The organism is uncultured Caldilinea sp., from assembly GCF_937128415.1.
Lineage (GTDB): Bacteria > Chloroflexota > Anaerolineae > Caldilineales > Caldilineaceae > Caldilinea.
The window spans coordinates 1-11,703 of sequence record NZ_CAKZMJ010000074.1 but is presented as its reverse complement, the minus strand read 5'-3'; the positions used below and the strand labels follow the sequence as shown (position 1 = coordinate 11,703).

Genomic DNA, 11,703 nt, shown 5'->3' with positions numbered 1-11,703 from the left:
GAAAGGAGAAATCTTCGTGCTGCTTCGAGGAAAGATCGGCGTCGTGGGCAGCGGCTTTGTCGGCTCGACGGCGGCCTACGCCATGGTGATGCGCGGCGTCGGTCGTGAAATCGTGTTGGTCGACATCAACAAGAAACGCGCCCAAGCCGAAGCCAACGACATCTTTCACGCCGTGCCCTTCGCGCACCCAATGTACATCCATGCCGGAGACTATGAAGAGCTGGCCGGTTGTCGCGTGGTGGTGATCACCGCCGGCGTCAATCAGAGGCCTGGAGAGACGCGTCTTCAACTGCTGGAGCGCAACGCCGCCGTCTTCCGCGACGTGGTGCCCCGCGTCCTGGAGCACGCGCCGCAGGCCAGGCTCGTCGTCGCCACCAATCCGGTCGACATCATGACGCACCTGACTGCGCATATCGCCGGACAACTGGGCGCGCCCGTGCAGGGCGTCTTCGGCTCCGGCACGACGCTGGACACGGCGCGCTTCCGGGCTTTGCTTGGCAGCAAACTCGGCGTGGACCCCCAGCACGTGCATGCGCACGTCGTCGGTGAACACGGCGACTCGGAAGTGCTGGTCTGGTCGCAGGTCACCATCGGCGGCACGCCGCTCAACGATTTCTGTCGGCTGCGCGGCATCGAGTTCTCCGACGCCGATCGCGCCGAAATCGACGAACAGGTTCGCCGCGCCGCCTACGTGATCATCGAGGGCAAAGGCGCCACCTACTACGGCATCGGCAGCGCGCTGGCGCGCATCGTCGAAAGCGTGATCGAAGATCAGCGCTCGATCCTGACCGTCTGCGCGCCGACGGAGGAGGTGGCGGGCGTGCGCGACGTCACCGTGGCCTTGCCCCGCCTCGTCGGCGGCGAAGGGGTGCTCGCAACTTTCCCGCAGCCGCTCAGCCCGGAGGAGGAAGTTGCGCTCCGGCGCAGCGCCTCCATCGTGCGCGACGCCATCACGAGCCTGGGCCTTTGAAAGGCAAGTCATGTCTACGGCGATTTGGTGGGTTCGCCGCGATCTCCGGCTCACAGATAACCGGGCGCTGGCGGCCGCTCTGGAGAACGCCGCTCAGATCATCCCCTGTTTTGTGCTCGACCCCCATCTGTTGAATTCGTCTCGGGTGGGGGAAAGGCGCAAGGCGTTCCTTTTCGCCGGCCTGGCTGCGCTCGACGCCGATCTGCGCGCTCGCGGCGGGCGGTTGATCGTCCGCTGCGGCGAACCCGCCACAACGTTGGCGAGGCTGGCGGCGGAAAGCCGCGCGCGCGCCGTATACGCCGAGCGCGATTATTCCCCCTACGCCCGAAGCAGAGACGAGACCGTGGCGCGTGCGCTGCCGGTCCCCCTCGTGCTCACGGACGGCCTGACCATTCGCAGGCCCGACGCCTTGTTGAAAGACGATGGGACGCCATACACGGTTTTTACGCCGTACAGCCGACGCTGGCGCAGCCATCCGCCGGTGACGCCGCAGGAGATCCTGCCCGCCCCCCGCATCCTCTCCGTTCCCGAAAGCATCGCAGGGGAGCCTCTTCCAGAGCAACCTCGCCTGGATGTCGCTGCGCTCTTTCCTCCAGGCGAAGCGGAGGCGCAGGCGCGGCTGCGTCGCTTCACAACGGGCGACCGCGCCCCTATCTACGCCTACGCCCAGGCGCGCAACTTTCCCGCACTCGACGGCACCTCGATGCTGTCGCCCTATCTGCGCTTTGGAATGCTCTCGGCGCGACAGGCGGCGCTGGCGGCCTATCAGGCCATGGAATCGGCCCCTACTCCAGAGCACTGCGCAGGCGCCGAAAGCTGGTTGACCGAGCTAATCTGGCGCGACTTCTACTACTCGATCCTCTATCATTTCCCGCATGTAGTGCAGGGTTGTTTTCATCGCGCCTACGACGCCGTCGCATGGGAGAACAACCCGGCGCACTTTGCCGCATGGTGCGCCGGAGCGACCGGTTACCCCTTCATCGATGCGGCCATGCGCCAGCTGGCGACGATCGGCTGGATGCACAACCGGGCGCGCATGGCGGTCGCCTCCTTCCTGGTCAAAGATCTGCTGATCGACTGGCGCTGGGGAGAGAAGTGGTTCATGCAGATGCTGCTCGACGGCGATCTGGCGGCCAACAACGGCGGCTGGCAGTGGTCGGCGGGCGTCGGCACCGATGCAGCGCCCTATTTCCGCATCTTCAACCCCACGGCGCAAGGCCAGAAATTTGACCCGCAGGGCGTCTACATCCGGCGCTGGGCGCCGGAGCTGCGCCTGGTTCCTGAGCGATACATTCACGAGCCATGGCGCATGCCGCGCAGCGAGCAATTGCGCGCAGGCTGCATCATCGGCCAGGACTATCCTGCACCGATCGTCGACCACGCCGTTGCGCGCCAACGCGTGCTGGAGGCGTACCGGCGCGTGCGGTCGGATTAACGCGTTCTCCCTGCGCTCTTCTCCTCTGAATTATCGGCGTTGTGCTACGATAACAAACATGAAAGACGAACTCGACCTGTACATCCGCGCCCGCTATCCCTTGCTCTGGGTGGTGACGGCGGAAGAGCAGCGTGCTCTCCAGGAGATCGAGGCGCTGGCGCAGGAGCAGCGCAAACGGCTGCTGCTCTGGAGCGCCACGGTCGGCCTCGTCAATCCGGCCGCGCCCGCGCGCGAAGACGCCAGCCGCCGCGATCCGCTTGCGCTGCTGAAGACGATTTTGGACGATCCGGAAGCAGGATTGTGGGTCTTGCGCGATTTTCATCCTTTCCTGAAAGACCCGGTGGTCGTGCGCCGACTGCGCGAGCTTGCCTTTGCGCTGGGCGCCAGCGCCAAGACGGTCATTCTGCTCGGCCCCGTGCTCAAGATTCCGCCTGAACTGGAGAAAGAGGTGACGGTCATCGACTTCGAACTGCCCAACGCTGCGCAGCTGCAGGCGCTGGTGGAAGGGGTCGTCAACAAGCTGCGCAGCGCCAATCGCGTCGATCCCAGCCTGGATCGACGGCAGCAGGCGCGGCTGGTGCAGGCGTGTCTGGGCCTCACCGAGACGGAGGCGAGCAACGCGCTGGCCAAGGCGATCGTCCAGGCGGGCGGCGTGCTCGGCAGCAGCGCGGTCGAGGCGGTCACCGCCGAGAAAAAACAGATCATCCGCAAGAGCGGGCTGCTCGAATACTATGACAACACCGAGCTGATCGACAACGTCGGCGGGCTGGACACGCTCAAGGAGTGGCTGCGCAAGCGGGTGCGCGCCTTCACCGACGAGGCGCGTGCATTCGGCCTGCCTGCGCCCAAGGGCATCTTGCTGGTGGGCGTGCAGGGCTGCGGCAAGTCGCTGATCGCGCGTTCGGTGGCCAGCATGTGGCGGCTTCCCTTGCTGCGGCTCGACGCCGGTCGCCTCTTCTCGTCGCTGGTCGGGTCGAGCGAAGAGAATCTGCGTCAGGCGATCAAAACGGCGGAGAGCGTGGCGCCGGCGGTGCTCTGGGTGGATGAAATCGAAAAGGGCTTCTCCGGCGTGGGGTCGAGCAACGTCAGCGACGCAGGCACGGCTGCGCGCGTCTTCGGCAGCTTCATCACCTGGCTGCAGGAGAAGCAGAAGCCTGTCTTCGTCGTGGCCACGGCCAACGACATTTCCAACCTGCCGCCGGAGCTGGTGCGCAAGGGGCGCTTCGACGAAATCTTCTTCGTCGACCTGCCCAACGCCGCCGAACGCGCCGACATCTGGCGCATCCATTTGGCCAAGCGCAACCGCGACCCCAACCAGTTCGACCTCACCACGCTGGCGATGGCCTCCGAGGGGCTATCCGGCGCCGAAATCGAGCAGGCTGTCATCGCCGGCTTGTACGAAGCCTTCGACGCCAACCGCCCGTTGACCATGAACGACCTGCTCGAGGTGCTCAATGAGACGGTGCCGCTGAGCACGATGATGCGCGAGGAACTGGAGGCGCTGCGTGCGTGGGCGCGCCAACGGGCGCGCATGGCAAGCGCCCCTCGGTGACGCGCTCTCCCCACGGCGAGCCGCAGGCCCTCACCCCCTGCCCCCTCTCCCAAGGCTGGGAGAGGGGGAGAAGAGCTGCGCCTACACAAATGCACCGATTTCCTCGTAGCTGCGGCTCGCAGCCGCAGGCCCTCGACAAGTCCAGGAGCCGTGGCAGGCCCTCACCCCCTGCCCCCTCTCCCAAGGCTGGGAGAGGGGAAAAGGCTGCAGATCCTTTGCAGACTACGTTGACTGCTTGTAATGCACCTCGCTCATTTGACGCAGACGATCGGCCGCCTGTTCGGCGGTGATATCGCGCTGCGGCATGGCCAGCATCTCATAGCCGACCATGAACTTCTTCACCGTGGCCGAACGCAACAGCGGCGGATAGAAATGCGCGTGAAGCTGCCAATGGGCATAGCGCTGCCCGTCCGTTGGCTGGCCGTGCCATCCCATGCTGTACGGGAAGCTCGTTTCAAAGAGGTTGTCGTAGCGAATGGTCAGCCGTTTGAGAATGTCGGCCAGCGCATCGCGTTCGTCTCCGCTGAGTTCAGGCAGGGCGAGCGTATGCCGGCGCGGCAGCAACAGCGTCTCGAAGGGCCACACCGCCCAGTAGGGTGTGACGACGACCCAGTGACGATTTTGCAAAACGACGCGCTCTCCGGTCTCCAACTCCTGCGCCAGGTAGTCGATCAAGAGCGGCCGCCCGTGGCGCTCGAAGTAAAGGCGCTGCTGCATGTCCTCTTTGGCCGGCTCCACCGGCACGGTGTAGTTGGCCCAAATCTGACCGTGCGGATGAGGGTTCGAGCACCCCATGATGGCGCCTTTGTTCTCAAAGACCAACACGTAGTTGATGTCCGGTCGCGCGCCCAACTCTTCAACCTGCTCCGCCCATACATCGACGACGCGACGCACATCGGCCAGCTCCATTTCCGGCAGCGTGAGGTCGTGACGAGGGCTGAAACAGATCACGCGGCAGATGCCGGTCTCCGCCTGCGCCTGGAACAGCTCGCCGACGCCCACTTCCCCGCGCGGGCCATCCGGCAGCAGCGCCGCAAAGTCATTGTCAAAGACAAAAGTGGTGGTGTAATGAGGGTTGCGTCGACCGCCTGCGCGCGCGTTGCCGGGACACAAATAGCAGTTGGGATCGTAGGCGGGGCGCGTCTCCGGTGCGCTTTTCTCCACCTGGCCTTGCCAGGGCCGCCTGGTGCGATGGGGAGAAACGAGCACCCACTCGCCCGTGAGCGCATTGCGTCTGCGGTGCGGATGTTCGGTCGGGTCGAAAGGAACGGTGGTCATTGCGCCTCCTGTCTACCGTGCAGCGTCCATCGCCAGTGCAATCGCCCCCAACACTCCGGCCCGGCTGCCGAGCAGAGGAGGCACGATGTACTGATCGATCGCTTCGGTGATTTCGGGTCTCTGAATGTAGCCGTTCAGCAGTTCCTGCACTTCTTTACGCAGCAACGGGAAAAGATGGCGCTGATCCATCACGCCGCCGCCCATGATGATGCGTTGCGGAGAAAGGGTCGTGATGATGTTGACCACGCCGAGGGCGAGATAGTGCGCCTCCAACGCCCAGGCGGGATGGTCGGCGGGCAGATTCTGTCCTTTCGTCTTCCAGCGGCCTTCGATGGCCGGCCCGGCCGCCAACCCCTCCCAACAGTCGCCATGATAGGAGCACCAGCCGGGATAGGGATCGCGCGTCCGGTCATGGGGAATGCGCATATGTCCCATTTCGGCGTGCATCAGGCCATGCAGCAGCCGGCCGTTCACCATGGCGCCGCCGCCCAGGCCGGTGCCGATCGTCAGATAGACGAAGGTGTTCAACCCCTGCGCCGCGCCCCAGCGATGTTCGCCCAGCGCCGCGCCGTTGACATCGGTGTCAAAGCCGACCGGCAGCCCCAGCGCCGCCTTCAGCCGACCGACGACATCCGTGTGCGCCCAGTGGGGCTTGGGCGTCGTCGTCACGTAGCCAAAGGTGGGGGAGGCGGGATTGGGATCGATCGGGCCGAAGCAGGCGACGCCGATGGCCTGCAACGGTTCGCGTCGATGATGCGCTTGAAAGAAGTCGATTGCCTGCGCCAGCGTCTCTTCAGGGGTGGTCGTCGGAAAGCGAATCTCATCGCGATAGTCGTCGGGTCCGCCGGCGACAGCGCAGACAAACTTGGTGCCGCCCGCTTCGATTCCACCATACAAAGCCATTTTTTTCTCCCTGCTCGTTTTGATTTGAATCGGATGGTTTTGACTTTATAACGCATTTTCTTCGCTCGGCGCCACCTCCAGCAGCGCCTGGCCATGGGTCGCTTCAGTGAGCGCATTGCGAAAGGCGTCGAGCTGGTTCAAAGGCAGCCGGATGCGGAAGCTGGCGTCGACGCCGAACTCCTGCTCGACGATGCTGGCTTCATAAGCGGGCAAAAGGCGTTGCAAAAGCGTGATGGCGCTATAGTCGAGAAGGACGTCTAGCAGCGCAGTGGGCACGCGCTCGCGGGTGGGCAGAGTGGACAGCGCCAGTTGCACGCCGCCACTGTAGGCGCGCACCAACCCTCCTACGCCGAGCAGCACGCCGCCGAAATACCGGGTCACCACGGCACAAATATCTCCGACGCCGGAATGAAGAAGGACGGTCAACATGGGGCGACTGGCGGAGCCGTGCGGTTCACCGTCGTCGCTCATGCCGATCTGAGCGGTGGCGCCGGGCGGCCCGACGACGTAGGCCCAACAATTGTGATTGGCGTCGGCGAATTCCTGGCGCACCGACGCAATGAATGCACGAGCCTCCTCCACGGTCGGCGCATAGCCGATCGTCGTAATAAAGCGGCTGCGCTTGATCTCCTCTTCGACACGCCACACCGTCGCTGGAACAAGGTACCGTGAAGCCATGAGGATCGGATGCAGACGACCGGTCACAGCCAGGGGACAGGAAAAACGCTGAATCGTCCTATGGCGTGAACCTGGCGAGCGGTGAATCATCAATACGAAGGGCGCCCGATTACGTCCTCATCTTCTTCGTCGAAATCGTCGAATTCGTCGTCAAACGCATCCTTCTCAAACTCGTCCTCATCCAGGAACTCGTCATCGAATTCATCGTTCAGGTGGTTACCCTCCAGACGCGCCAGCTCATCGAGATCGTCGAGGTCTTCCTCGTCCTCCACGCCGTACCCATCGAAATCATCCCATTCCTCGCTGTCGTCGTAGGCAATATCCACCTCGATCGGGCGGAGGCTGATGATCTCCAGCTGGATGCCGCAGTTCGGGCAGACGATGCGCTGTCCGAGGCGCACCCGCCCCGTCAAATTGAGCTCCGCGTCACATTCGACGCACAGTGCTGCCATGATCCCAAAATCCTTTCGGTCACTGAGTTCAATCGTTTCAATTGGTTACGTAATAGCACGAAATCAGAGGCGGCGCAAGAGGCAATCCTGTCAAAACTGCACCAAGAAACGGTGCGCCACGTTTTTAACTCTGCGATTCACGTTGACACGAATACTCCATCACGCTACAATTCATGCAAGTGAACAACAGACCAGCGATCACTCAGCCGCTCATGCCGATCTACGTCTCCTACCTGGCCGAAGGAAGTGATGAAGTCTCCACCGGCGTCCGCGTCATCGTGCCGGTGGAAGGTTCGCCGCAAGCGCAACGCGGGGCTTTCTGCGCCCTTGTCGATCTCCACGGTCTACCGAACGTCGAGCTCCTGACCGAGCGCGTCCTCAGCGCCATGCAGCGCACCTACTACTCGGAACGCGGCACACAATCGCACGTGATCTCAGAGACGGCGCGCCGCGCCCAGGCGATCCTTGCGGCGGAGGTGGAGCGCCTTTCCACGCCCTGGCGGGCGGGCGTCGTCTGCGTCGGCATCCTGGCGGACCGGCTGGCGTTGATGGGGGTGGGAAGCGCCTTCGCCCTGGTGACCAACGAGGACGGTTCGGTGAGCGTTTTTCCGCCCGACCGTCTGGCGGCCCACCAGAAAGGCGAGGAAGCGACGCTGACCTTATGGCCGCTGCACCGTCAGAAGATCGGCGCCGGCGCCGCCATGTTGGCGGCCAGCGGTGTGTGGCTCGACCTGGTCCCGGTGCGCATGCTTGCCGGAACCGCCGCCTATGTGGAGGCGGAGAGCTGCATCGACGCCGCCGAAGGTTTACGCAACCAAGCCGGCCGCAGCGATGCGCCGGGGTTTATCATGGTGATCGAACCTGGTTCTCCTTCGGCTCCGCTTTCGCCGCCGCCTGCACACTCCGGCAGTGAAGGGGCTGCGCCGCCGACGGATCGATCCGCCGGCGGCTTGCCCACGGCGCTCAACGCATCGCCGCCCGTGATTCGCGCGCCCGACGCGCCGCCGACAGAAGACGCACACGCCGCTTCATTCAGGCAGCCCACGCCGCATCCTGGCGCACCCGAAAGCACTCAAACGGAGGCGATCTTTGACCGGACGCTTTCTTCAGATGAGTCTTCAGTGGAGGTAAAAGCGGCGGCGTCAGCTCCACGCGCTGCGCAACAGCGGCCGAGGGCCAGCCTGGCGGCCGAGGTGGTCAATCGTCTGGAAGGGTTGCGCGCATTTGTTGCAAGCATGTTGCCGGAGCGCAACCCCACGCTGACGACGCCGCTGATGGCGGAGGCGACAAGCGCCGGCGCCTATGCGTCGCCCTCTTCTCCGCGGCCCAAAGTGCGCCCGGCGCCGGAGCCATTTGTCCTGCCGCCGCCGGCCACAGGCGGACGTGCGCGGCTGTTCATCACCCTCGCCGTCATTTTGTTATGTCTGATTCCGGCCGTGGTCGGGACGTTGTACTGGCGGCAGGCCGCCGTGGGCGCCGCAGAAGCCGAGCAGTTGGTCAAGCTGGCGGAGGCGCGCTACGCCACCGCTGTGCAAGCGCTCGATCAGGAGGACGCCACAGCCGCCCGCACGTTGTTGACCGAAGCCGCCGCCTTCGTGCGTCGCGCCGAGGAAATCCGCGGACGCACCGAGCGCAGCGCCGAGCTGATGCAACTGATCGAGCGCGATCGCATGGCCGTCGAACGCATCACCTTCCTGTACGGGCTGACGCTCCCCCTCATATCCTTTCCGCCCGAGCGAGCGCCGCAGCAACTGATGGTGATCGGCCCGGACATCTACGTGCTGGACGCCGGGCGCAATGAGATTCTTTACTACCGACTGGGGCCTGACGGTGAGAGCCTGACCACTTCTGAGGCGCAGGTTGTCCTGCGCATGGGTGAGAGCGTAGGCGGCGTCGCCGTCGGCGCGCCCATCGATCTTGCCTGGCAGCCGCCGATCCCCGGCTACGACGATAAGTCCAGCCTGCTCGTGCTGGATGACAACAACCACATTTTTCGCTACAACCATCAGGTGGACGGCGCTTCGCTCGTGCGCTTCGGCGATGGGCCGCAGTGGATCAAGGCTACGCAGATTGAGACCTATCTGGGACGCCTCTACGTGGCCGACGAAGGGGCCAATCAGATTTATCGATATGAAGCGGGCAGTTACAGCAATCCGATCGCCTGGTTTCAGGCTCCAGCGTTGGTGAACCTCTCGAATCTGGCGGCCATGCGTATCGACGGGGACATCTGGTTGCTTTACAAAGACGGCAAGGTGGTCCGCTATCGCTCCGGCGAGCAGCTCCCCTTTGGGCTGGACAACAGCATCCCCTCCCCATCGGAGGGAACCGATCTGTGGGTGGGCCAGGACGGCGACGACGCCATCTATCTGGTCGATCGTTTGTTGGAGCGCATTCTGGTGTTCGACAAAGAGAGCGGCGCCTACCTGGAACAGTTCCAGGCCGCCGAAGGCGCCCCCCTACGCAATCTCAGAGCGATCTTTGTCGACCGTGCACACAACGTCCAGTATCTTCTGGCAGGAAACAATCTGTTTCAGGAGAGATTGCCTCGTTGACGAAAGAGGATGGCCAGCGTCCCTCAGAAGCAGCTTCTCCGCAAGATCGACGACGCCGCGCCCTTTTGTTCAACCTTGATTCCAACGCCCATCTGAATTGTCGGTGAGGATTGGCTTTGATATACTCGCAATGATATGTCGAAGCAATTTCGTCTGCATCCGACGCCTGTTTCCTCGTCGGGAGAGAACGCACAGGAGGGCGCTTCTCGCCTGGCGATCGGCGTGACGATTGCGTATGGGTTCTTTGTTTTAATCTTGGCGATTGTCGCCGGCGTGCATCTGCATGACTGGGCGCAGCAGCGCGTGGTCCGCTCGTCGATCTTGTTCGAGCTGGACAAAATCGTGAAACCGGTGAAGGTCAACGACGCCGTGCAGCCAGAAGTGAGTGCGCCCGTGGAGGGGCAGCCGGCGGCGTCGGCGGCCGACCCGAACGAGCGCGCAGATGCGCCTGCCGAGCAGCCTGTCGTCAACATCCTGCTGTTGGGCACCGATGAACGCCCCGATGAGTACGGGCCGCCCCGCACCGACACCATTATTCTGCTCTCCTTCAACCCCAACACAGGCGCCGTCGGCATGCTTTCGCTGCCGCGCGACCTATGGGTGCCGATTCCGGCGCTAGGCGTCACCACCAAGATCAACACGGCGTACATGCTCGGCGAGCTGCGCGGCTACCCCGGCGGGGGAGCGCAGCTGATCAAAGACACGGTCAGCAGCTTCGTCGGTCGACCGGTTGACTATTACGTCCGCGTGAACTTCGATGGCTTCCGACAGCTGATCGACCTGATCGGCGGCGTCACGGTCGAAGTGCCCTATACGATCCACGATGAGGAATATCCTACGCCGGACTACGGCGTTGAGACCTTTCACCTGGACGCCGGCGTGCACCGTCTGGATGGGGAGACGGCGCTGAAATATGTGCGCACCCGACACGGCGACAGCGACTACGGACGCGCCCGTCGCCAACAGGACGTCATTCGCGCCGCAGTGAAACAGGTGCTGGACGCCGGCGCGCTCCCCCAACTTCTGACGAGAGCGCCGCAGTTGCTCATGACCATGCAAAACAGCGTTCAGACGGACGTGCCGATTCCACTGGCCATCGAGCTGGCCGGACGGCTGCAGGAGCTTGGCCAAGGCAATATCGAACAGTTGGTGTTGGATAATCGCTACGGCGAAGAGACCTTCAGCAGCGAAGGCGCATGGATCCTGCTGCCCGACCGCGCGCGCGTACGCACGGCGCTCAACGCATTCTTTGCCGCCATCGATGCGCCGCCTGGGGTCGAAAAGATTGCGGTGACCAATCCGGCTTCTGTGCGCATCGAAATTCTCAACGGCACCGCACAGCCGGAGGCGGCGGTGCGTGCAGCAGAATTTCTGCAACGCCGAGGCTGGCAGATCACCTCGATCGGTCAGGCCGATCGCAGCGACTACCTGCAGACCATCGTCATCAACTACGGAGTGGCGGACAGTGTGGCGGCCATGGTCTCCAGCCAATTGAATCTGGATGCAGACCAGGCGCAGATTAACGGTTTGGCGGCGTCGGCGCCGGTTGACATTCGCATCGTCGTGGGACGCGACGTGCTTGCACTCCTTCAGTAGCGATGCATGCAGAAATAAGCTATTCGAGTGAACAGGACCATGGGCAAGGCAAGTAAGGTGGGCTGGCTCATCGTCGGCGCAGCGGCGGGCTATCTAGGGTACGAGCGCCTGTGGCGGCAACCTCCCCTGCTGGACATTCCCGCAGCGCGTCCTCAGAAAGACTTTGACTCGGCCGTAGAAGCCGCCCAATCCCAGATAGCTGAGCACGCTCCGGGCATGCGTCCTGAGTGCGCCGCTAGGCTCTTCACACACGGACGACAGACCGATCGAGCCATCGTGCTCCTGCA

General features: G+C 63.5%; 10 protein-coding genes. 6 read left to right on the top strand and 4 right to left on the bottom strand.

Annotated elements, in window-relative coordinates; all coding sequences use genetic code 11:
• The first annotated feature begins 16 nt into the window (after window positions 1-16).
• The 3 genes from Q0367_RS14155 to Q0367_RS14145 are packed head-to-tail and all read left to right on the top strand — an operon-like array spanning window position 17 to window position 3,957.
• Complete coding sequence (locus Q0367_RS14155) at window positions 17-970, top strand: L-lactate dehydrogenase (protein WP_297634292.1); 954 nt, start codon at window positions 17-19, stop codon at window positions 968-970.
• A 10-nt stretch (window positions 971-980) separates the two neighbouring features.
• The gene (locus tag Q0367_RS14150) at window positions 981-2,405 is read left to right on the top strand and encodes a deoxyribodipyrimidine photo-lyase (RefSeq protein WP_297634294.1); all 1,425 of its coding nucleotides are present in this window, start codon (window positions 981-983) and stop codon (window positions 2,403-2,405) included.
• A 58-nt stretch (window positions 2,406-2,463) separates the two neighbouring features.
• Window positions 2,464-3,957 (top strand): AAA family ATPase, encoded by a 1,494-nt coding sequence (locus Q0367_RS14145; RefSeq protein ID WP_297634297.1) that lies wholly within the window; start codon window positions 2,464-2,466, stop codon window positions 3,955-3,957.
• Between the two features lie 222 nt (window positions 3,958-4,179).
• Here the strand turns inward: Q0367_RS14145 and Q0367_RS14140 are convergent, their stop codons facing one another.
• The 4 genes from Q0367_RS14140 to Q0367_RS14125 all read right to left on the bottom strand — a co-directional run bounded on the left by Q0367_RS14140 (window position 4,180) and on the right by Q0367_RS14125 (window position 7,268).
• Entirely contained in the window at window positions 4,180-5,235 is a 1,056-nt protein-coding gene (locus tag Q0367_RS14140) for a UDP-glucose--hexose-1-phosphate uridylyltransferase (protein ID WP_297634300.1), read from the bottom strand.
• 12 nt (window positions 5,236-5,247) lie between these two features.
• On the bottom strand, window positions 5,248-6,138 hold the full coding sequence (locus Q0367_RS14135; RefSeq protein ID WP_297634303.1) for an ROK family protein: 891 nt from the start codon (window positions 6,136-6,138) through the stop codon (window positions 5,248-5,250).
• Between the two features lie 45 nt (window positions 6,139-6,183).
• Window positions 6,184-6,816: a YigZ family protein gene (locus Q0367_RS14130; protein WP_298983009.1), complete on the bottom strand. Its 633-nt coding sequence runs from the start codon at window positions 6,814-6,816 to the stop codon at window positions 6,184-6,186.
• 89 nt (window positions 6,817-6,905) lie between these two features.
• The gene (locus tag Q0367_RS14125; RefSeq protein ID WP_297634310.1) at window positions 6,906-7,268 is read right to left on the bottom strand and encodes a hypothetical protein; all 363 of its coding nucleotides are present in this window, start codon (window positions 7,266-7,268) and stop codon (window positions 6,906-6,908) included.
• Window positions 7,269-7,447: 179 nt separating this feature from the next.
• Between Q0367_RS14125 and Q0367_RS14120 the strand changes: the two genes are divergently transcribed.
• From Q0367_RS14120 to Q0367_RS14110, 3 genes are all read left to right on the top strand, one after another.
• Complete coding sequence (locus Q0367_RS14120; protein WP_298983006.1) at window positions 7,448-9,820, top strand: hypothetical protein; 2,373 nt, start codon at window positions 7,448-7,450, stop codon at window positions 9,818-9,820.
• A gap of 135 nt (window positions 9,821-9,955) precedes the next feature.
• On the top strand, window positions 9,956-11,416 hold the full coding sequence (locus Q0367_RS14115; RefSeq protein WP_298983004.1) for an LCP family protein: 1,461 nt from the start codon (window positions 9,956-9,958) through the stop codon (window positions 11,414-11,416).
• A 39-nt stretch (window positions 11,417-11,455) separates the two neighbouring features.
• The coding region (locus Q0367_RS14110; RefSeq protein ID WP_298983002.1) for a hypothetical protein at window positions 11,456-11,703 on the top strand (248 nt) is incomplete at its 3' end.